This window comes from Lelliottia sp. JS-SCA-14, assembly GCF_035593345.1.
In the GTDB taxonomy this organism is placed as follows: domain Bacteria; phylum Pseudomonadota; class Gammaproteobacteria; order Enterobacterales; family Enterobacteriaceae; genus Enterobacter; species Enterobacter wanjuensis.
In genome coordinates, this window is sequence record NZ_CP141606.1 from 4,555,075 (window position 1) to 4,574,907 (window position 19,833).

At 61.2% G+C, this 19,833-nt stretch carries 20 protein-coding genes; 13 read left to right on the forward strand and 7 right to left on the reverse strand.

Annotated features, from left to right (window positions below):
• Positions 1–5 precede the first annotated feature (5 nt).
• From U9O48_RS21345 to acpT, 13 genes are read left to right on the forward strand one after another with little or no spacing between them, the layout of a single operon-like run.
• Positions 6–593, forward strand: a complete 588-nt coding sequence (locus U9O48_RS21345) for a hypothetical protein (protein WP_324723162.1) — start codon at positions 6–8, stop codon at positions 591–593.
• Positions 586–1,947 (forward strand): AMP-dependent synthetase, encoded by a 1,362-nt coding sequence (locus U9O48_RS21350; RefSeq protein WP_324723163.1) that lies wholly within the window; start codon positions 586–588, stop codon positions 1,945–1,947. The genes U9O48_RS21345 and U9O48_RS21350 overlap by 8 nt, the downstream gene beginning before the upstream one ends.
• Positions 1,934–2,287: a hydroxymyristoyl-ACP dehydratase gene (locus U9O48_RS21355; protein ID WP_282493585.1), complete on the forward strand. Its 354-nt coding sequence runs from the start codon at positions 1,934–1,936 to the stop codon at positions 2,285–2,287. Before U9O48_RS21350 ends, U9O48_RS21355 begins: the two co-directional genes overlap by 14 nt.
• Positions 2,278–3,969 carry a glycosyltransferase family 2 protein gene (locus U9O48_RS21360; protein WP_324723164.1) on the forward strand — a complete coding sequence of 564 codons (1,692 nt, stop codon included), beginning with the start codon at positions 2,278–2,280 and terminating at the stop codon, positions 3,967–3,969. The genes U9O48_RS21355 and U9O48_RS21360 overlap by 10 nt, the downstream gene beginning before the upstream one ends.
• Before the next feature lie 3 nt (positions 3,970–3,972).
• Positions 3,973–4,395 (forward strand): thioesterase family protein, encoded by a 423-nt coding sequence (locus U9O48_RS21365; protein WP_324723165.1) that lies wholly within the window; start codon positions 3,973–3,975, stop codon positions 4,393–4,395.
• Positions 4,392–4,997 carry an outer membrane lipoprotein carrier protein LolA gene (locus U9O48_RS21370; protein ID WP_324723166.1) on the forward strand — a complete coding sequence of 202 codons (606 nt, stop codon included), beginning with the start codon at positions 4,392–4,394 and terminating at the stop codon, positions 4,995–4,997. Before U9O48_RS21365 ends, U9O48_RS21370 begins: the two co-directional genes overlap by 4 nt.
• Complete coding sequence (locus U9O48_RS21375; protein ID WP_324723167.1) at positions 4,966–7,287, forward strand: MMPL family transporter; 2,322 nt, start codon at positions 4,966–4,968, stop codon at positions 7,285–7,287. Before U9O48_RS21370 ends, U9O48_RS21375 begins: the two co-directional genes overlap by 32 nt.
• Positions 7,287–7,868: a DUF3261 domain-containing protein gene (locus tag U9O48_RS21380; RefSeq protein ID WP_416382230.1), complete on the forward strand. Its 582-nt coding sequence runs from the start codon at positions 7,287–7,289 to the stop codon at positions 7,866–7,868. Before U9O48_RS21375 ends, U9O48_RS21380 begins: the two co-directional genes overlap by 1 nt.
• A gap of 1 nt (position 7,869) precedes the next feature.
• A complete protein-coding gene (locus U9O48_RS21385) occupies positions 7,870–9,039 on the forward strand; it encodes a beta-ketoacyl-[acyl-carrier-protein] synthase family protein (protein ID WP_324723169.1) in 1,170 nt (389 codons plus the stop codon).
• Complete coding sequence (locus U9O48_RS21390; protein WP_324723170.1) at positions 9,036–9,509, forward strand: 3-hydroxy-fatty acyl-ACP dehydratase; 474 nt, start codon at positions 9,036–9,038, stop codon at positions 9,507–9,509. Before U9O48_RS21385 ends, U9O48_RS21390 begins: the two co-directional genes overlap by 4 nt.
• On the forward strand, positions 9,506–10,237 hold the full coding sequence (locus tag U9O48_RS21395; protein ID WP_285157452.1) for a 3-ketoacyl-ACP reductase FabG2: 732 nt from the start codon (positions 9,506–9,508) through the stop codon (positions 10,235–10,237). The genes U9O48_RS21390 and U9O48_RS21395 overlap by 4 nt, the downstream gene beginning before the upstream one ends.
• Positions 10,234–11,463 carry a beta-ketoacyl-ACP synthase gene (locus tag U9O48_RS21400; protein WP_285149929.1) on the forward strand — a complete coding sequence of 410 codons (1,230 nt, stop codon included), beginning with the start codon at positions 10,234–10,236 and terminating at the stop codon, positions 11,461–11,463. Before U9O48_RS21395 ends, U9O48_RS21400 begins: the two co-directional genes overlap by 4 nt.
• 2 nt (positions 11,464–11,465) lie before the next feature.
• On the forward strand, positions 11,466–12,083 hold the full coding sequence (gene acpT / locus U9O48_RS21405; protein ID WP_324723171.1) for a 4'-phosphopantetheinyl transferase AcpT: 618 nt from the start codon (positions 11,466–11,468) through the stop codon (positions 12,081–12,083).
• On the opposite strand, the gene arnF is transcribed toward acpT, so the two are convergent.
• From arnF to arnB, 7 genes are read right to left on the reverse strand one after another with little or no spacing between them, the layout of a single operon-like run.
• Positions 12,031–12,420: a 4-amino-4-deoxy-L-arabinose-phosphoundecaprenol flippase subunit ArnF gene (gene arnF, locus U9O48_RS21410; RefSeq protein WP_285146106.1), complete on the reverse strand. Its 390-nt coding sequence runs from the start codon at positions 12,418–12,420 to the stop codon at positions 12,031–12,033. The two genes, acpT and arnF, sit on opposite strands and share 53 nt — an antisense overlap.
• A complete protein-coding gene (arnE, locus tag U9O48_RS21415) occupies positions 12,417–12,755 on the reverse strand; it encodes a 4-amino-4-deoxy-L-arabinose-phosphoundecaprenol flippase subunit ArnE (RefSeq protein ID WP_282493597.1) in 339 nt (112 codons plus the stop codon). The genes arnF and arnE overlap by 4 nt, the downstream gene beginning before the upstream one ends.
• Positions 12,752–14,407 carry a lipid IV(A) 4-amino-4-deoxy-L-arabinosyltransferase gene (gene arnT, locus U9O48_RS21420; protein WP_324723172.1) on the reverse strand — a complete coding sequence of 552 codons (1,656 nt, stop codon included), beginning with the start codon at positions 14,405–14,407 and terminating at the stop codon, positions 12,752–12,754. Before arnT ends, arnE begins: the two co-directional genes overlap by 4 nt.
• The gene (gene arnD / locus U9O48_RS21425) at positions 14,404–15,306 is read right to left on the reverse strand and encodes a 4-deoxy-4-formamido-L-arabinose-phosphoundecaprenol deformylase (protein WP_324723173.1); all 903 of its coding nucleotides are present in this window, start codon (positions 15,304–15,306) and stop codon (positions 14,404–14,406) included. Before arnD ends, arnT begins: the two co-directional genes overlap by 4 nt.
• The gene (gene arnA, locus U9O48_RS21430; RefSeq protein ID WP_324723174.1) at positions 15,303–17,285 is read right to left on the reverse strand and encodes a bifunctional UDP-4-amino-4-deoxy-L-arabinose formyltransferase/UDP-glucuronic acid oxidase ArnA; all 1,983 of its coding nucleotides are present in this window, start codon (positions 17,283–17,285) and stop codon (positions 15,303–15,305) included. Before arnA ends, arnD begins: the two co-directional genes overlap by 4 nt.
• Entirely contained in the window at positions 17,282–18,265 is a 984-nt protein-coding gene (gene arnC / locus U9O48_RS21435) for an undecaprenyl-phosphate 4-deoxy-4-formamido-L-arabinose transferase (protein ID WP_324724424.1), read from the reverse strand. Before arnC ends, arnA begins: the two co-directional genes overlap by 4 nt.
• Positions 18,258–19,406 carry a UDP-4-amino-4-deoxy-L-arabinose aminotransferase gene (arnB, locus tag U9O48_RS21440; RefSeq protein ID WP_285149924.1) on the reverse strand — a complete coding sequence of 383 codons (1,149 nt, stop codon included), beginning with the start codon at positions 19,404–19,406 and terminating at the stop codon, positions 18,258–18,260. Before arnB ends, arnC begins: the two co-directional genes overlap by 8 nt.
• Positions 19,407–19,833 lie beyond the last annotated feature (427 nt).

Below are 19,833 nucleotides of genomic sequence, written 5' to 3' on the forward strand. Positions count from 1 at the left end.
ACGCCATGCGTGGCGGACGATCTTTCCCGGCCATCCCGCTGCTAACGGGGCTGATGCTGCTCGCCTGGCCATTTCTGATTGGCTTCGGGCTGACGCACAACATTCTGCACTGGCTGCTGCCGCTGATGGCGCTGCTGCTGGTCTGCCGTCTGCGCCAGGCGCGGCATAACGCCGGGCCGATGCGCTTTGTGGTGCAAAGCGTCGCGCTGGCGGGTATTGCGCTGTGCACAGCGAGCTACCTGCTGAAAGCGCACCAGTGGCTGCTGCTCTATCCCGTGGTGGTGAATCTGGTGATGCTGGCTGTGTTCGGTGGATCGCTTTGGACGGCGATGCCGCTGGTCGAGCGCCTGGCGCGCCTGCGCGATCCCCAGTTGCCGCCAGAAGGCGTTCGCTATACCCGCAATGTGACCCGCGTGTGGTGCGGTTTTTTCATCGTTAATGGTTCGGTGGCGCTGTTCACCGTTATCCACGGTGATATGCAGCTTTGGACGCTGTGGAACGGTATGGTCGCATACATCCTGATGGGGACGCTGATGGCGACGGAGTGGCTGGTGCGTCAACGGGTGATGAAAAAAAGTGAAGCACATGAATAAACCCCTGCCGCTAAGCCAGTGGCTGAATGCGCCGCGTCCGGATGAGACGCCGATCGCCTGGCTTGAGGATCACACCTGGACGCTCGGGCAGCTTCGTCACGACGTCTCCACCCTGACAAGCATGCTTATCCAGCAGGAAGGCGAGCGCTGGGCGCTGTGCTTCGAAAACAGCTATCTGTTTATCGTCGCCCTGCTCTCAACGCTGCATGCAGGCAAGACGCCGGTGATCCCCGGCCACTGCCGCGTCTCGCTGCTTGAAGAACAGCGCGCGCTGTTCAGCGGCGTGCTGAGCGATCAAACCCTGAACTATCCGGGCCGCCTGATTGTGGTGAATTCCGCCCGCCGCACGAGTGACGCCTTCACCCCGCTGCCGCCGATTGCCGACGACAGCTTTGTCGAGCTCTTCACCTCCGGCTCAACCGGTGCACCGCGACGTATCGTGAAACCTATCGCTCGCCTCGATCGTGAAGCCACTCTGCTGGCCGAGCGCTTTGGCGCGCGTCTGACGGGCTGCAGTATCGTCGCCTCCGTAGTACCGCAGCATTTGTACGGCCTGACTTTCCGCATCTTTTTACCCATGTCGCAAGGATTGCCGCTCCACGCGGCGATGCTCTATTACGCTGAACAGCTGGCGGCACTGCCCGATGATCGGCGCTACGTATTTATCAGCAGCCCGGCGTTTCTGAAGCGGCTCGATACCCAGCTCGCGCCGCCACCCGTGGTGATGTTGCTCTCCGCCGGTGGCATGCTGCCGTGGGACGAAGTGACCGCCACGCATCGCTGGATGAACGTCTGGCCGGATGAAATCTACGGCAGCACCGAGACCGGCATTCTGGCCTGGCGACATCGTCAGGAGGAGTCGATTCCATGGCTCCCGTTCCCCGGCGTGCATTTCCGCCACGAAGGCGAGATCTGCCACGTAACTTCTCCGCTGATCCATGAGCCGGACGGCTTACCGCTGGACGATATTCTGCACTTCGAGAGCAACGGGATGTTCAGCATCGCCGGACGTCGTGGGCGAGTGGTTAAAATCGAAGAGAAGCGCGTATCGCTCAACGAAATTGAACAGCGCCTGCTGGAGCTGGACGGCATTCGCGAAGTCGCGGCCCTGCCCATCACGCGCGGCGGGCGTCAGGGGATCGGCGTACTGCTGGTTCTGAACGATGACGCGCGTCAGCGACTCAACCAACAGGGCAACAAAGCGCAGGAGTTTGCCTGGCGTCGTGCCCTGCTGCCGTGGCTTGAGCCCGTCGCCGTGCCGCGCTACTGGCGGATTATCGATGAGATGCCCGTCAACAGTATGAACAAGCGTGTCTATGCGCAGTTACAGGAGTTATTTCATGAAAATCCATGAAATCGAGCGCCACCAGCCGCAGCCAGAGGATCTGGAGATTGTCCTGCATCTCGACCCTGCGTTGTTCTGGTTCCAGGGACATTTTGCCGTGCAGCCGCTGCTGCCGGGCGTCGCGCAGCTCGACTGGGTGATGCACTACGCCACCACCCTGCTGGCCCCCGACTACCGTTTTCACAGCATTCAGAACGTGAAGTTCCAGGCACCCCTGCTGCCGGACACCACCGTGACTCTGACGCTCAGCTGGAACGCCGAACGTCAGATCCTCACCTTTAGCTATCAGCGTCACGACGGCGACGCGCGCCACACCGCCAGCAGCGGGAAGATTCGGTTATGTCGCTGACGTTCCGCCCCTGCGTGCTGATCCCCTGCTACAACCACGGCGCGATGATGACGAGCGTGCTGTCGCGGCTGGGATCGTGCGGGCTGCCGTGTCTGATCGTCGATGACGGCAGCGACGAGCCCACCCGGCTGGAGCTGGAACGCCTGGCCGCAGAACATCCGCAGGTGACGCTGATCCGCTTGCCCCAGAATGCCGGAAAAGGCACGGCGGTGATCCGTGGCCTGCAAGCCTCCGCCCGCGCCGGGTTTACTCACGCCGTGCAGGTAGATGCCGACGGCCAGCACGCCATCGAAGATATTCCGCAGCTACTGGCTCTGGCCGAACGCCACCCGGAGGCGCTGATCTCCGGCCAACCTATATATGACGATTCGATCCCCCGCTCGCGCCTCTATGGCCGCTGGGTCACCCACGTCTGGGTGTGGATCGAAACCCTTTCCCTGCAGCTGAAAGACAGCATGTGCGGGTTCCGCGTTTACCCCGTCGCACCGACGCTGAAACTGGCGGAACACGCTACGCTCGGCAAGCGGATGGATTTTGATACGGAAGTCATGGTCCGCCTCTACTGGCAGGGCAACGACAGCTATTTTGTGCCGACGCGGGTGACCTATCCCCACGACGGCCTGTCGCATTTCGACGCCCTGAAAGACAACGTGCGCATCTCCCTGATGCACACCCGCTTGTTCTTCGGCATGCTGCCGCGGATCCCTTCGCTTCTGATGCGTCGTCGTCGCGAGCACTGGGCCGAGCAGCAGGAGGTGAAAGGGCTGTGGGGGATGCGCCTGATGCTGCGCGTCTGGCAGCTCTTCGGACGTCGCGCGTTTAGCCTGCTGCTGTGGCCGGTGATCGGCGTTTACTGGCTCACCGCCCGCCCGGCGCGACAGGCGTCGCAGCAGTGGCTGGCGCGCGTGGCTGATGAGCTTAAGACGCAGCAGCGCCCGCTGCCGCCGCGCTTTAACAGCTTTTTCCACTTCATGCGTTTCGGCTATTCAATGCTGGATAAAGTCGCGGGCTGGCGCGGCGAGCTGAAGATGAACCGGGATGTCGTTTTCGCGCCCGGCGCTCCTGAGGCGCTCAACGTCGACGCCCCTCAGGGCAAGCTGCTGCTGGCCTCGCACCTCGGCGACGTCGAAGCCTGCCGCGCGCTGGCGCAAATCGAAGGCAGCAAGACCATCAACGCGCTGGTGTTTAGCGACAACGCCCAGCGCTTTAAACAGATCATGCAGGAGATGGCCCCGCAGGCCGGGCTGAACCTGATGCCCGTCACCGATATCGGGCCGGACACCGCCATCGCCCTGAAAGAGAAGCTCGATCGCGGCGAATGGGTGGCGATCGTCGGCGATCGTATCGCGGTCAATCCACAGCGCGGCGGCGAATGGCGCGTGGTCTGGAGTGCGTTTCTCGGCAAGCCCGCCCCGTTCCCACAGGGGCCGTTTATCCTCGCCTCCATTTTGCGCTGCCCGGTGGTGCTGATTTTCGCCCTGCGCCAGCAGGACAAGCTGCACATTCACTGTGAGTCCTTTGCCGATCCGCTGCTTCTGCCGCGCGGCGAGCGCCAGCAGGCGCTCCAGCACGCTATCGATCGCTATGCCCAACGCCTCGAGCACTACGCGCTGATGTCGCCGCTCGACTGGTTTAATTTTTTCGATTTCTGGCATCTGCCGGATGCCAAAGAGAAGGAGTAAAGGGTGCTGACCGATCCCCGTTTTACGACCGAAGTTGAGCTGACCGTCCCCTTCCACGACGTGGATATGATGGGCGTCGTCTGGCACGGCAACTATTTCCGCTACTTCGAGATTGCCCGCGAGGCGCTGCTCAATCAGTTCGACTATGGCTATCGCCAGATGAAGGCGTCCGGCTACGTCTGGCCGGTGGTCGATACGCGGGTGAAGTACCGCAGCGCAGTGGTATTCGAGCAACGCATCCGCGTGCGGGCGCAGATCGAAGAGTTTGAAAACCGCCTGCGCATCGCCTACCAGATTTTCGACGCCGAAACCGGGAAGCGCACCACCACCGGGTACACCATCCAGGTGGCCGTCGAAGAGAGCAGCCGCGAAATGTGTTTCGTCAGTCCGGCAATTTTATTTGAACGTATGGGAGTGATGCCATGAAATGGTTGCCCCTGCTGGCCCTGCTGGTCAGCCCGTTAGTCAGCGCGGTCACGCTGGATGAACTCCAGCAGCGCTTTACCGAACAGCCCGTGGTGCGCGCGCACTTCGAGCAGACCCGCACCATCAAAGATCTCCCGCAGCCGCTGCGCTCGCAGGGCGAAATGCTGATCGCCCGCGACGACGGTTTGCTGTGGGATCAGAAAGCGCCGTTCCCGATGACCCTGCTATTGGACGACAAGCGCATGGTTCAGGCGATCAACGGCCAGCCGCCGCAGACCATCACCGCCGACAATAATCCGCAGATGTTCCAGTTTAACCATCTGCTGCGCGCCCTCTTCCAGGCCGACCGCAAAGTGCTGGAAGAGAACTTCCGCATTGATTTTAAAGACCTCGGCGCGGGCCGTTGGTCGCTGGTGCTGACGCCCATCACCACGCCGCTGGACAAGATTTTCGCCACCATGAATCTGGGGGGCGCGACCTATCTGGAGTCGATTCAGCTCAACGACAAACAGGGCGACCGCACGGATATCGCCCTCTCCCATCATCAACTGACGCCCGCCAGCCTGACTCATGACGAACGCCAACGCTTTGCCGCGCCGTAACAGTCTGCGCCCGGCGCTGCTGTGGGGCCTGTTATGCCTGGCGCTGCTGGGCGTACTGCTGTCGCTGTTGCCCGGCGCGCGGCTCAACAGCAGCGTGCTGGCGATGCTGCCCAAGCAGACGCTCGGCGCCATTCCACCTGCGCTCAACGACGGATTTATGCAGCGTCTGGACCGCCAGCTGGTGTGGCTGGTCAGCCCCGGCAAAGAACCGAATCCGCGCGTGGCACAGGAGTGGTTAACTCTGCTGCAAAAATCGGGTTCCCTCCATGAGGTGAAAGGCCCGATGGACGCCAATAGCCAGAAAGCCTGGGGCGAATTTTTCTGGCAGCACCGTAACGGCCTGATCGACACCGCGACCCGCGCCCGTCTGCAAAACGGCGGCGAGGCGCAGGCCCAGTGGATCCTTTCCCAGCTGTATTCAGCCTTCTCCGGCGTCAGCGGCAAAGAGCTGCAAAACGACCCGCTGATGCTGATGCGCGGTTCGCAGCTTTCGCTTGCGCAAAACAGCCAGAAGCTGCGGCTGATGGACGGCTGGCTGGTGACCAAAGACGAGGCCGGAAATTACTGGTATCTGCTGCACGGCGAGCTGGCCGGTGAGTCGTTCGATATGCAGCAAACGCACCGTATGGTGACAACGCTGCACGGTCTTGAAAACCAGCTGAAAACTCATTTCCCGCAGGCGCAGCTGCTCTCGCGCGGGACGGTATTTTATAGCGACTACGCCAGCCAGCAGGCGAAACAGGACATCTCCACCCTCGGCATCGCCACGATTCTGGGGGTGATTTTGCTGATCGTGGCGGTGTTCCGCTCCCTACGCCCGCTGCTGCTGTGCCTGATCTCCATCGGCATCGGCGCGCTGGCCGGGACCGTCGCCACACTAACGATCTTCGGCGAGCTGCACCTGATGACGCTGGTAATGAGCATGAGCATCATCGGGATTTCCGCCGACTACACCCTCTATTACCTGACCGAGCGCATGGTCCACGGCGCGCAGGATTCGCCGTGGCAAAGCCTGGCAAAAGTGCGTAACGCCCTGCTGCTGGCCCTGCTGACCACCGTGGCGGCTTATTTGATCATGATGCTTGCCCCGTTCCCCGGCATTCGTCAGATGGCGGTGTTTGCCGCCGTGGGGCTGAGCGCTTCGTGCCTGACAGTTATCTTCTGGCATCCGTGGCTGTGCCGCGGTTTGCCGGTGCGTCCGGTTCCGGCAATGGTATTGATGCTGCGCTGGCTGGCCGCGTGGCGACGTAACAAGGCGGTCTCCGTCGGGCTGCCGGTGATTCTGGCCGTCGTCTCCGTGGTCGGCATCGCCAGTCTGCGGGTGGATGACGATATCGCCCAGCTCCAGGCGCTGCCGAAGGATATTCTGGCGCAGGAAAAGACCATCACGGCACTGACCGGGCAGAGCGTCGATCAGAAATGGTTCGTGGTCCACGGCGCAACGGCCCAGCAAACGCTGGAGCGGCTGGAAGCCTTTACGCCTGCGCTGGCAGCGTCGCAAAAGGCCGGTGACATTAAAACGTTCCGCACCCTCCCGCTGAACTCGCTGGCGCGACAGAAAAGCGATCTGGCACTCCTGCACAACGCCGCTCCGGCAGTGACAAACGTCCTGCAAAGCGCGGGGCTGACGACCGTAACGCCGGATCTGAACGCCATGCCCGTGAGCACAGAAGACTGGCTCGCCAGCCCGGCAAGTGAAGGCTGGCGTCTGCTGTGGCTGACGCTGCCCGACGGCGAAAGCGGCGTGCTGGTGCCGGTCGACGGCGTGAAAAACAGCGCGGCGCTAAGCCAATTAGCCGCAGCGCATCCGGGCGTAGTGTGGGTGGATCGCAAAGCGAGCTTCGACAGCCTGTTCTCGCTCTATCGCGGCGTGCTGACGGGCCTGCTGTTGGTCGCGCTGGCGGTGATCGCCTGCGGGGCGATGCTGCGTCTCGGCTGGCGTAAAGGGCTGATAAGCCTGGTGCCGTCGGTCCTGTCGCTGGGCTGCGGTCTGGCGGCACTGGCGGCCAGCGGCCATCCGGTGAATCTGTTCTCGCTGCTGGCACTGGTGCTGGTCTTAGGGATTGGCATCAACTACACCCTGTTCTTCAGCAATCCACGCGGAACACCGCTCACCTCCATGCTGGCGATTACGCTGGCGATGATGACCACGTTACTGACCCTCGGCATGCTGGTCTTTAGCGCCACCCAGGCGATCAGCAGCTTCGGCATTGTGCTGGTCAGCGGTATTTTCACCGCCTTCCTGCTGGCTCCGCTGGCGATGCCCGCTAAACGAGAGAGAAAACGATGATGACCCCTTTTGGCCGCGCGCTTACGCTGATGGCCGCCCTGTGGCTGACGGGCTGTAGCCACTCGACGCAAAACAGCGATGGCACCCGTCCGCAGGCCTGGTTACAACCGGGTACCAAAGTGACCCTGCCTGCACCGGGGATCTCTCCGGCGGTGAATTCCCAGCAGCTGCTGACGGGCAGCTTCAACGGCCAGACCCAGTCTCTGCTGGTGATGCTCAACGCCGACGCGGATAAAATTACGCTGGCCGGGCTCTCCTCCGTCGGGATCCGCCTGTTCCTCGCCACCTATGACAAAACCGGTATTCACACCGAGCAGTCGATCATCGTGCCGCAGCTGCCGCCCGCCAGCCAGGTGCTGGCCGACGTGATGCTCAGCCACTGGCCGATCGGCGCCTGGCTGCCGCAGTTGCCGAAAGGCTGGACGCTGACGGATAAAGGCGACCGCCGCGAGCTGCGCAACGCCAACGGCAAGCTGGTGACCGAGATTGTCTATCTGCAGCGCAAAGGCAAACGCGAGCCGATCAGCATCGAACAGCACGTCTTTAACTACCACATCACCATTCAATATCTGGGTGACTAAGATGATCTACATTTCTGCCGTGGGCATGGTGAACGCGCTGGGAAACAGCGCGGAAGAGATTGCCGCGAACCTGTCGCGTGGCGTCGCGCCGGGCATGCACAGCCGCGCGGGCTGGCTACAGGGAGGCGAGGACATTGTGCTCGGCGGCGTTGAAGGCGAACTGCCGTCCATCCCGGATCACCTCGCCGCCCACCGAACCCGAAACAACCAGCTGCTGCTGGCAGCGCTGGCGCAGATCCAGCCAGCCGTCGACGAGGCGATTGCCCGCGTCGGCCATGACCGCGTGGCCGTAGTGCTCGGCACCAGTACCTCGGGGCTGGACGAGGGCGATGAGCATGTGCGCCTGTCGCTGAACGGCGAAGCCAGCACCCGCTGGCAGTACCCGCAGCAGGAGCTGGGCGATCCGTCACGCTTTCTCGCCAACTGGCTGAATCTCGACGGGCCCGCGTTTACCCTCTCGACCGCCTGCTCGTCGAGCGCACGGGCAATTATCAGCGGCCGCCGTCTGATTGACGCCGGGCTGGTGGATATCGCCATCGTCGGCGGTGCTGATACCCTGAGCCGGATGCCGGTCAACGGATTCCATAGCCTCGAATCGCTCTCCACCACCCTGTGCGAACCCTTTGGCCGCGACCGTCGCGGGATCACCATCGGGGAAGGCGCAGCGCTGATGATCCTGACGCGCGAACCGCAGCCCGTCGCCCTGCTGGGCATCGGCGAGTCGAGCGATGCGTACCATATTTCTGCGCCCCATCCACAGGGCGAAGGCGCGATTCGCGCGATTCAACAGGCGCTCAACGAAGCGGGCCTGAAACCGGACGAGATTGGCTATATCAACCTGCACGGCACGGCGACGCCGCTCAACGATCAGATTGAGTCGCAGGTGATCCACGATCTCTTCGGCGATGCCGTGCCGTGCAGCTCCACCAAACATCTGACCGGCCACACGCTGGGCGCGGCGGGCATTACAGAAGCCGCTCTCAGCTGGCTGATTCTGACCCAGCAACTGCCGCTGCCCGCGCAGGATTTCACCCGCTACGTGCCCGACCCGGCGCTTCCCTCCTGCGGCGTATTGCATCAGCCCGCAGCGCTGGAAAAACCGCTTATTTTGTCCAACTCGTTCGCGTTTGGCGGCAACAATGCCAGCATTTTGCTGGGGAGAGTGTCATGAGTTATTTATCGCCTGTGGACTATTTGCCCCACGATGCGCCAATGCTGCTGCTGGAAACGGTGGAAAGCGTCACGGACGAGAGCGCCGTGTGTTGCGTGCGCGTCAGCAGCCAGAGCGTTCTGGCGCCGTTTCTCAATGCCGATGGCAATTTGCCCGGCTGGTACGCCCTTGAGCTGATGGCGCAGACCGTCGGCGTCTGGTCCGGCTGGCATCGCCACCAGCAGGGGCAAAGCAGCATTGCGCTCGGGATGGTGCTGGGCGCGCGCGAACTGGTGTGCGCCGAGGGGCGCTTCGCGGCAGACTCTACCCTGACCGTGACCGTCAAACTGCTGATGCAGGACGAACGCTTCGGCAGCTTCGAGTGCGCGATCGCCGCAAACGGCGCAACGCTGGCGACAGGCCGCGTGAACACCTTCCAGCCGAGCGCGGAAGAGTTAACTTCGCTTTTTAATCAGGGATCTTCCACATGAATCGTTCCGTTCTGGTCACCGGAGCCAGCAAAGGCATCGGACGCGCTATCGCCCGCCAGCTCGCCGCTGACGGCTTTACCGTGGGCGTGCATTATCACCGCGATGCCGACGGCGCGCAGCAGACGCTGGAGGCCATCCAGCAGGCGGGCGGTCAGGGCCGCTTGCTCTCTTTTGACGTCGGCAATCGCGAGCAGTGCCGCGAGGTGCTGGAGCAGGATATCGAGACCCACGGCGCATGGTATGGCCTGGTCAGCAACGCGGGCATCACCCGCGACGGCGCGTTTCCGGCCCTCAGCGAGGATGACTGGGACAGCGTGATCCACACCAATCTCGACAGTTTTTACAACGTCATCCACCCGTGCGTCATGCCGATGATTGGCCTGCGCAAAGGCGGGCGGATTATTACGTTGTCGTCCGTCTCGGGCGTGATGGGCAACCGTGGGCAGGTGAACTACAGCGCCGCCAAAGCCGGGATCATTGGCGCGACCAAAGCGCTGGCGATTGAGCTGGCGAAGCGCAAAATCACCGTCAACTGCATTGCGCCGGGGTTAATCGACACCGGGATGATCGAAATGGAAGAGGCGGCGCTGAAAGAGGCGATGTCCATCATCCCAATGAAACGTATGGGCCAGGCCGATGAAGTGGCCGGTCTAGCCAGTTACCTGATGTCAGATATTGCGGGCTACGTCACCCGCCAGGTCATTTCCATTAATGGAGGAATGCTATGACACGTCGCGTGGTTATCACAGGCATGGGCGGCGTCACCGCCTTTGGCGAGGACTGGCAGTCGGTTTCGGCGGGGCTTCAGGCGGGCGTTAACGCGGTGCGTAAAATGCCGGAGTGGCAGATTTACGACGGCCTGCACACCCTGCTCGGCGCGCCAATTGACGATTTCACCCTGCCGGAGCACTACACCCGCAAGCGTATCCGCGCGATGGGCCGCGTGTCGCTGATGTCGACGCGCGCCACCGAAAAAGCGCTGGAGCAGGCCGGGCTGATCGGCGAAGCGGTGCTGACTAACGGCGAAACCGGGATCGCCTACGGCTCGTCCACCGGCAGCACCGGCCCGGTGAGCGAATTTGCCACCATGCTGACGGAAAAGCACACCAACAACATCACCGGCACGACCTACGTGCAGATGATGCCGCACACCACGGCGGTGAACACCGGCCTGTTCTTCGGCCTGCGCGGACGAGTGATCCCCACCTCCAGCGCCTGTACCTCCGGCAGTCAGGCGATTGGCTATGCATGGGAAGCGATTCGCCACGGTTATCAGACCGTGATGGTGGCAGGCGGCGCGGAAGAGCTGTGTCCGTCCGAAGCAGCGGTGTTTGATACCCTGTTTGCCACCAGCCAGCGCAACGATGCGCCGAAAACCACGCCGTCTCCCTTCGATACCCAGCGCGATGGGCTGGTGATTGGCGAAGGCGCGGGCACGCTGATTCTGGAAGAGCTGGAGCACGCCAAAGCGCGCGGGGCGACCATCTACGGCGAAATCGTCGGCTTCGCCACCAACTGCGACGCCGCGCACATCACCCAGCCGCAGCGCGAAACGATGCAGATTTGCATGGAGCAGTCGCTGAAAATGGCGGGGCTGAGCGCGGCGGATATGGGCTATATCTCGGCGCACGGCACGGCGACAGACCGCGGTGATATCGCCGAAAGTCTGGCCACGGCGGCCATTTACGGCGAGAGCGTGCCGATTTCGTCGTTAAAAAGTTATTTCGGCCACACGTTAGGGGCCTGCGGAGCGCTGGAAGCCTGGATGAGTTTGCAGATGATGCGCGAAGGCTGGTTCGCCCCAACGCTGAATTTAAGACAACCCGACGAGCAATGTGGCGCTTTAGATTATATTATGGGGGAAGCCCGCCGGATTGATTGCGAATACCTGCAAAGCAATAACTTCGCGTTTGGCGGCATAAACACCTCGATAATCATCAAACGCTGGGCGTAACTATGTACCAGTTTGTACTGGGAAAAATTTCGACTCTTACCGCTGATCCTTATGCTTCAGCGCTGGCAGATATGGCGCCGCCGGGCGCCCGACGTGCCCGCTGGCTGGCGGGACGGACGCTGCTCACCCGCGTGTTATCCCCCGCGCCGCTGCCGGAAATCGTCTTTGGTGAACAGGGGAAACCCGCGTTTGTGGACGACCGTCCCCTGTGGTTCAACCTGAGCCATAGCGGGGATGATATTGCGCTGCTGCTGAGCGATGAAGGCGAAGTGGGTTGCGATATCGAAGTGATCCGTCCGCGCGATAACTGGCAGGCGCTGGCCAACGCCGTGTTTAGCGTGGCCGAGCATGATGAGCTGGAGCGTGAGCCACCGGCGGAAAAACTGTCGGCGTTCTGGCGCATCTGGACGCGCAAAGAGGCCATCGTCAAACAGCGCGGCGGCAGTGCCTGGCAGATTGTCAGCATCGACAGCGCGGCAAAGCAGCCGCACTCCGTGAGCCAGCTTCAGTTCGGCTCCCTGAGTCTGGCGGTCTGTACGCCAACGCCTTTTAATCTGACCGCTGAGTCTATTTCGCCTTTTGAACCGCTGGCCGAAAAATCACCAGCACCCCAGCGATAATCAAACCGACGCCCGCCAGCCCGGCCCAGGAAAACGACTCATTCCAGCCGGGTAGCACGATAGCGGCAATCCACACCAGAATGTAACTCAGGCTGAGCAACGCATAAGCCTGGCTCAGCGCCATGCGGTGCAGCGCCAGATACCAGCAGCCCATCGACGCGATATACCCGCTCAGTCCCAGCAGCAAGATGCCGCTGCCAGGTGCGAAATGCAGCAGTGCGGTAAGCAACGTGAGTGGTTCAGCGACCGGCGGCAAAGAGACCATCGCCGAGCGCAGCAGGAGTTGTGCCCCGCTCACCAGCACCACACTGCACAGCGCCCAGAATGTCCCTTTCACAGGCTACCTCCCAGCAGCACAATACCGGCCATGATCAGCCCCACGCCCAGCCAGTGATGAAGCGCGACCTTCTCGCGCCAGAACGCTTTTGCCGCCAGCGTCACCCAGACAAAATTCAGGCTCAGCATCGGATAAGCAATCCCCACCGGCACGCGCTGGAGCACCATCAGCCACAGCACCATGCCGAGGCCCAGCGCCAGCAGCGCCAGGCCGAGCCAGAAGATGATATGCCTGCCGCGCCCGCCGGTTTTTGCCGGGCGCGTGGCCTGTTTCTGGCACAGCTGGCCCGCGCAGCTCAGCAGGCTTGCCAGTCCCAGCCAGATCCAGACCGTCATTGCGGGAGATACTGCAGGTAGGCCAGACGTCCCTGAATGTAGAGACTGTCGGGTTTCGGCAGATCGGCGCGCGCGAGGTCATCGTTCTTCGACAGCAAAATCACCAGCGAGATTTTCCCCTGCGCGCGATGCTCTGCCAGCCAGCTGCGGAACTCGTCTCTGCCCACGTAACGCCCTTGCACATCAGGATAATCCAGGCCGTATTTCAGCTCGCCGCTCTGACCAAACATGATGATATCGCTGCGTTTCAGATCCCACGCCAGCCCGGAGGCAACCCCGACGTTGTTCGCCAGCACGAAGCGGCTCTCCGTCAGCGGCTGTCGCACGGTATCCACCAGCGACTGCGGCTGTTTGGAATCCACCACCCGATTCGGCACGGCGAACCCGAGCAGCAGGCCCAGCCCCAGCGGACAGAGCGCCGCCAGCCACCAGCGCTGCTGCGCCCGGCGTAATGTCCACCAGCCGACCAGCGCCCAGACCAGAAACGCCACCACCGCGCAGAAGACTTTGTACAGCTCGACGGAGGTCCAGACCGGATGTTTGGTCGGCCCCCACGGCGAGACGACAAGCGCCGCGACGACGCCCAGCACGCCAAACGCCAGGTTGATGATCGCGTTGACCCGCAGAACTTTCACGCCGTTCCCGATAAGCCCACAGGCGTAGCGCGCCATCAGCATCGCCAGCGGCGCAAAGCACGGCAGAATGTAGGTCGGCAGTTTGCCTTTCGCGATGCTGAAAAACAGCAGCGGCATCACCACCCAGCCTAGCAAATAGAACCCACCGCGCGCCTCTTTCACATCGCGCCAGCCGAGGCGCAATGCACCAGGCAGCAGCGCCAGCCAGGGTAAACTTCCCGCCATCAGGAACGGAATGTAGTACCAGAACGGGGCTTTGTGCTGGGCATCGCTGCTGGCAAAGCGCTGGACATGCTCAACCCAGAAGAAGTAGCGCCAGAAATCCGGCTCGCGATGGGCAATCGCCAGCGCCCACGGCAGGACGATCAGCACGCAGCTCAGCACCGCCAGCCAGCCGTACAACAGCACCTCTTTCCAGCGTTTCTGCACGATCACCCACGGCAGTACCGCAACGACCGGCACCGCCAGCGCCAGAAAGCCTTTGGTCATGACGCCCATCCCGCAGGTCAGCCCCAGCAGCAGGTAGCCACCGATTTTGCCCGCGCGGGTGTTCGCCTGCGCCGCAATCCAGAAGCTGCACATCGCGGCGACCAGCCAGAGGGTGATCATCGGGTCGAGCACGGCGTAAGTGCCGACGCCGTAGACCAGCAGCAGGGTCAGGAAGATCACGCCCGAGGTCAGCGCCACGCGCTTGTCGCGCCAAATCTGCCAGGCGAGCCAGATAACCAGCAGCGCGGTCAGCCCGGTGGAGAAAATCGCCCCGGCACGCACGGCAAAGTTCGAGTCGCCAAACAGCATCTGGCCGAGACTGTTAATCCAGTACCCGGCAATCGGTTTTTCAAAATATCTCAGCCCAAGGAAATGCGGCACCACCCAGTTTCCTGTGGCCAGCATTTCCCGGCTGATCTCCGCATAGCGCGTTTCATCCGGCTGCCAGAGCAGGCGGATATCAACGGGCAGCAGATAGTAAAGCGCAAACAGAACGAAAAGAGCGACACCAAAACGCGCAGATTTCATGGAGCTGGGCTCACGGTTTGTTGATAGCCAAGCCAGCCTTCACGGCCAGCCATTTCATCACGAACAATTTTCCCGACGGGTAAGGTACTGAGGTCGTCAGGCAACAGCTCGCTTAACGGGCAAAACTGAATGTCTTCCTGCGCGGCCAGCTGCAGCAGCGCGGCGAAGTCCTGCTGATACGCAATCCCCTCCACTTCGGCGTGGATGGTGTAGACCGGCGTACCGGTATCGCGGTGGATGCAGTCGAGAATATAGCGGTTAAAATTCTCCGCCGTCACTTCCCGCCCGACCACTTCATCCCAGGTCGGGAGCGTGACCGGGATTTGCACGGTACCGAACCGCGATTCGCCGAGCTGCGGCAGAAATGGCCCGCTGCCGCGGCAGTCGCTGTTATAGCGAAATTTAAACGGCTCTTTGGCGCGAACGACGCGCTGATCCGCCCGCCAGCCCGCCACCGCCGAGCAGTGGACCGGCTTGCCGAGGATGGCTTCCAGCTCCATCAGACCGCGTTCGACTTCACGGGTCAGACGGGGGATTTTCCACACCCCGCTCCAGGCCTGCCAGGCGTGATGATCCCAGGCGTGCAGCCCGACTTCATGGCTCAGGGCTGCGGCGCGGATCACCTCTTCGTTCCCCGCACCAATGCGTTTTCCGGGCCAGGCGGTGCCTGCCAGCAGGATATCCCAGCCGTAGAGGGAGGCCGCGCGCGAGCGCAGCATTTTCATCAGAAAGGTCGGTTTAAACAGGCGCCACAGGTGGCGCCCCATGTTGTCAGGCCCGACGCTGAAGAAAAAGCTAGCGCGCACCTGGTGCTCGCTCAGCAGTTCCAGCAGGCGTGGCACGCCGTCGCGGGTGCCACGAAAGGTATCGACATCAATGCGTAAACCGACTTTTTTCATGATGCCTGTTCCGTCAGCTCCACGGTGCGCAGGAAGAAATCGAGCGTTTCGTCGATGGTCTGAACCATATCCACCGTCGGCGTCCAGTTCAGGCAGCGTTTCGCATTGCGGATGCTCGGTTTGCGGTGCTCAACGTCCTGATACCCTTTGCCATAATAGCTGCTGCTTTCCACTTCGCGGAAACCGGCGAACGGTGGGAAACGGTCGCGCAGCGGATGGCGCTCGAAGCTTTCAAGCAGCATTTCGGCCAGCTCGCGGATGCTCGCTTCGTTCTCCGGGTTGCCGATGTTGATGATCTCCCCGTCGCAGCGCCCGTCTTTGTTCTCGATGATGCGGAACAGGGCTTCGATGCCGTCGCTGATATCGGTGAAGCAGCGTTTCTGTTTGCCGCCTTCGATCAGCTTAATCGGCGAGCCTTCCACCAGATTGAGGATCAGCTGGGTGATGGCTCGCGAGCTGCCAATGCGCGCCGCGTTCAGGTTATCGAGGCGCGGCCCCATCCAGTTAAACGGACGGAACAGGGTGAAGCGCAGATTCTCTTTTTCGCCGTAGGCCCAGATCACGCGGTCCAGCAGCTGTTTCGATACGGAGTAAATCCAGCGCTGTTTGTTGATCGGCCCGACGACCAGGTTCGAGGTGTCTTCGTCGAACACTTTGTCGGTGCACATGCCGTACACTTCCGAGGTGGACGGGAAGATGATGCGCTTGTTGTACTTCACGCAGTCGCGGATGATTTTCAGGTTCTCTTCAAAATCGAGCTCGAAAACGCGCAGCGGGTTACGGGTGTATTCGATCGGCGTGGCGATGGCCACCAGTGGCAGCACCACGTCGCATTTCTTGATGTGGTATTCGATCCACTCGGAGTGGATGCTGATGTCCCCTTCCACGAAATGGAAGCGCGGGCAGTCGAGGAAACGGCTGATCGCATCCGAACCAATATCAAGGCCATAGATTTCGTAGTTGTCGTCTTTCAGCAAACGTTCGGTCAGGTGGTTACCGATAAAGCCGTTCACGCCGAGGATCAGCACGCGGGTGCGGCGCTTCAGGGCCACAAACGGGGCGCTGGTCACCAGTGCGCCGTTCACCAGGCCTAAGGACTGCGCCAGCTGCGTGCCCGGCATATAGACGCCGTTTTCCGTCTGCCCGGTGACGATCTCCAGCGCCTGTTCGCCGCAGGCGATAATCAGCGGGGAAGCAGAAATAACGGTGCCCGGTTTCGCCGCAGGAATGTCGGCGCGCACGCGGGATTTCCAGACGATAAATTTACTCGCCCCGACGTAAGCCACCGCACCCGGCCACGGATCGGTCACCGCGCGCACCAGGTTGTGGAGTTGTGCCGCCGGTCTGGTCCAGTCGAGACGCCCGTCTTCCGGAGTGCGACGGCCAAAACAGGTGGCTTCGCTGTGATTCTGTTCAATCTCTTTAATCGTGCCCTCACGCAGGGCAGGCAGGGCGTCGCGCAGTAATGTCTGCGCCGCGGCACACAGCTTGTAATGCAGGGTCAGGGCGGTGTCATCCGCTTCAATACCGACCCGCTGCTGGGCGGCAATCGCCCCGGCATCGGCGCTTTTCACCATCCGGTGCAGCGTCACGCCGGTTTCCGTTTCGCCGTTCACCAGCACCCAGTTCAGCGGCGCGCGACCGCGGTATTTCGGCAGCAGGGAACCGTGAAGGTTGTACGCCCCGGCGGTCGCGGCGCTGAGGATCTCATCGCACAGCAGGTTGCGGTAGTAGAACGAGAAAATCACATCGGGCGCGAGTTTCTGGATGCGGTCCACCCACAGCGGATGGTTCACGTCATCGGGCGCGTACACCGGGATTTCACGCTCAGCGGCGATACGCGCCACGGAGCTAAAGAAGTGGTTCTCGCCCGCGGTATCCGGGTGAGTGAAAATAGCGGCGATGTCATAACCCGCTTCCAGAAGGGCTAACGTGCCCGTACATCCCATATCGTGATAGGCAAAAACAACGGCTTTCATGGGTGATTTCCTTCCTGAGAGGATTTGTGTTCCTGACGGACAACACGTTGAATAAAGTAGCGCGGACGTGCGCGGACATCGTTGTAGATACGGCCGATGTACTCACCGAGTAACCCCATGCCGACAAATTGTGCGCCGATAAACATGAACAGCACGGCGAAGAGCATAAAGACCCCCTCCGCCGCCCACTGCGGGCCATAGGCCAGACGCAGAACCACCAGCAGCACAGAGAGCGCAAAGCCCATCAGGGCAATGATGCTGCCGAAGACGCTGAGCAGACGCAGCGGCGTGGTGGTCAGGCAGGTGATCAGGTCGTACATCAGATTGATCAGGCGCATAAAGCTGTATTTGGATTCCCCGTGCTCGCGCTCGGCGTGCAGCACCGGGATCTCCGTGGCCTTACGCGCAAAGGTATTGGCGAGAATCGGAATGAAGGTGCTGCGTTCGTGGCAGTGCAGCATCGCGTCGACGATGTGCCGACGGTAGGCGCGCAGCATGCAGCCGTAATCGCCCATCGCCTTGCCGGTGGTGCGCTGGATCAGGCGGTTGATAGTGCGCGAGGCCAGCTTGCGGAACACGCTGTCCTGGCGGTTCTGACGCACGGTGCCGACCACGTCATAACCTTCGTCGGCGGTCGCGACCAGGCGCGGGATCTCCTCCGGCGGGTTCTGCAGATCGGCGTCTAAGGTAATGATCAGATCGCCCGTCACGTGGCTGAACCCGGCCATGATTGCCGAGTGCTGCCCGTAGTTGCGGTTCAGCAGCACGGCGACGATGTGGCTGCCGTCAAGCTCAGCGGCTTCGGAGAGCATCATCGCGGAGTCGTCGCTGCTGCCGTCGTCCACCAGCAGGATTTCATACTCCTTGCCCATGGTGTCGCAGGCGGCGGTGGTGCGGCGAATCAGCTCCGGTAGGCTCTCCTGCTCGTTATAAACCGGGATCACCACCGAGACTTTTTTCACAGGCGGCAGACTAAACATGTCCATGTCCTGCAAGCTGATGGAGCGCGGTAATGACGCGGGTTGTGTCGTCATGAGTCATATCCGGGAAAAGAGGGAGTGAACAGATGCGTGCGCTGTTCCATTCGGTGTTCGGTAAGGACACGTCCGGGAACCGCTCGCGGTAATATTTTTGCGTGTGGGCCGCGCGGAAATGCAGGCCGGTGCCGATGCCCTGGGCTTTCAGGGCTTCCATCAGCGCGTCGCGGGTGATGCCGCACGCCGCTTCGTCCACGCGAATGATGAACAGATGCCAGGCGTGCAGATGCGGCCAGGCCGGTACGCTCAGGGGCTTGAACGGCGTGTCGGCAAGCTCCAGCAGATAGCGGCTGGCAATCTCCGCGCGGCGGCGGTTGGCATTGCCCAGCTTGCCGAGCTGCACCAGGGCCAGCGCGGCGTTGATATCGGCGAGGTTGTACTTAAAACCGGGGGAGATCACTTCGGCCTGCGGCGCGCGACCGAGCGTCTGGCGGTCGAATGCATCCACGCCGAGACCGTGGAATTTGAGGCTGCGAATGCGCTGCGCCAGCTGTTCGTCATCCGTCACCACGAGCCCGCCTTCTGCGCAGGTCATGTTTTTGATGGCGTGGAAGGAGAAAATCGCCGTTCCCTGCCAGCCGACGTGACGGCCTTTGTAGTACGTCCCGGCGGCGTGGGCGGCGTCTTCGATCACCGGAATGCCGTGGCGTTCACCGATGGCGCGAATAGCGTCGATATCCACCGGGGCTCCGGCGTAATGCACCGGAATAATGGCTTTGGTGCGCGGTGTGATGGCCGCTTCGACAGCCTCCGGCGTGACCATCAGGTTATCGCGATCGACGTCGATCATCACCGGCGTGGCACCCAGCAGCACGATCATATTCAGCGTTGACACCCAGGTCAGAGACGGGGTGATCACTTCATCCCCAGGACCGATGCCCAGCGCCATCAGGGTGACGTGCATTCCGCCCGTGGCTGAACTGACGGCAATCGCGTGGCGGTTTCCCGTCAGGGTACAGAATGCCTCTTCCAGCGCCTGATTCTTCGGCCCGGTGGTGATCCAGCCAGACGCCAGAACGTCCTGCAGAGCGGCAATTTCTTCCGCGCCCATCGACGGGCGTGAAAAAGGCAGAAAATCACTCATTATTAATTTCCTTGCGATATTATTCTTAACGGTCGTCACGGCAGTTCACCGAATAGTGCGGGATGCTTTTTAAATAAAGACGAAATAAAATCTAGTCATAGCGTCATTAATGTCAACAATGCCTCAATAACGCCAAAGTAATCTTCTTTTCTTAGGAAAGAATTAAGAGACGGAGAGTGAAAACATATCGACATGAAACGATAGCGACAAAAAACCTTAATCAACAGTAGCTTAGAAAATGCCTGCGCGTGATAAATTTGTGTGACAATGCTCACGTCATGTTAAGAATATATTTCAGTCGCCCACCGGATAAAAGTAAACGAACGTTTAACAGATCCAAAAAACCTTGTTTTCGTTTAAATAAATGCGAAGTGAGTCGGAACTTTTCATTCTCGACGATTGTCGTTTTTATTTAATATTGCCGGTT

Coding starts and splice junctions, on each gene's coding strand:
- acpT (WP_324723171.1), top strand. CDS start 11,466: ATGTACCAGTTTGTACTGGGAAAAATTTCGACTCTTACCGCTGATCCT.
- arnD (WP_324723173.1), bottom strand. CDS start 15,306: ATGAAAAAAGTCGGTTTACGCATTGATGTCGATACCTTTCGTGGCACC.
- U9O48_RS21395 (WP_285157452.1), top strand. CDS start 9,506: ATGAATCGTTCCGTTCTGGTCACCGGAGCCAGCAAAGGCATCGGACGC.
- U9O48_RS21345 (WP_324723162.1), top strand. CDS start 6: ATGCGTGGCGGACGATCTTTCCCGGCCATCCCGCTGCTAACGGGGCTG.
- U9O48_RS21350 (WP_324723163.1), top strand. CDS start 586: ATGAATAAACCCCTGCCGCTAAGCCAGTGGCTGAATGCGCCGCGTCCG.
- U9O48_RS21370 (WP_324723166.1), top strand. CDS start 4,392: ATGAAATGGTTGCCCCTGCTGGCCCTGCTGGTCAGCCCGTTAGTCAGC.
- arnA (WP_324723174.1), bottom strand. CDS start 17,285: ATGAAAGCCGTTGTTTTTGCCTATCACGATATGGGATGTACGGGCACG.
- U9O48_RS21400 (WP_285149929.1), top strand. CDS start 10,234: ATGACACGTCGCGTGGTTATCACAGGCATGGGCGGCGTCACCGCCTTT.
- arnB (WP_285149924.1), bottom strand. CDS start 19,406: ATGAGTGATTTTCTGCCTTTTTCACGCCCGTCGATGGGCGCGGAAGAA.
- U9O48_RS21385 (WP_324723169.1), top strand. CDS start 7,870: ATGATCTACATTTCTGCCGTGGGCATGGTGAACGCGCTGGGAAACAGC.
- U9O48_RS21380 (WP_416382230.1), top strand. CDS start 7,287: ATGACCCCTTTTGGCCGCGCGCTTACGCTGATGGCCGCCCTGTGGCTG.
- U9O48_RS21375 (WP_324723167.1), top strand. CDS start 4,966: ATGACGAACGCCAACGCTTTGCCGCGCCGTAACAGTCTGCGCCCGGCG.
- arnE (WP_282493597.1), bottom strand. CDS start 12,755: ATGACGGTCTGGATCTGGCTGGGACTGGCAAGCCTGCTGAGCTGCGCG.
- U9O48_RS21355 (WP_282493585.1), top strand. CDS start 1,934: ATGAAAATCCATGAAATCGAGCGCCACCAGCCGCAGCCAGAGGATCTG.
- U9O48_RS21390 (WP_324723170.1), top strand. CDS start 9,036: ATGAGTTATTTATCGCCTGTGGACTATTTGCCCCACGATGCGCCAATG.
- arnC (WP_324724424.1), bottom strand. CDS start 18,265: ATGTTTAGTCTGCCGCCTGTGAAAAAAGTCTCGGTGGTGATCCCGGTT.
- U9O48_RS21360 (WP_324723164.1), top strand. CDS start 2,278: ATGTCGCTGACGTTCCGCCCCTGCGTGCTGATCCCCTGCTACAACCAC.
- arnT (WP_324723172.1), bottom strand. CDS start 14,407: ATGAAATCTGCGCGTTTTGGTGTCGCTCTTTTCGTTCTGTTTGCGCTT.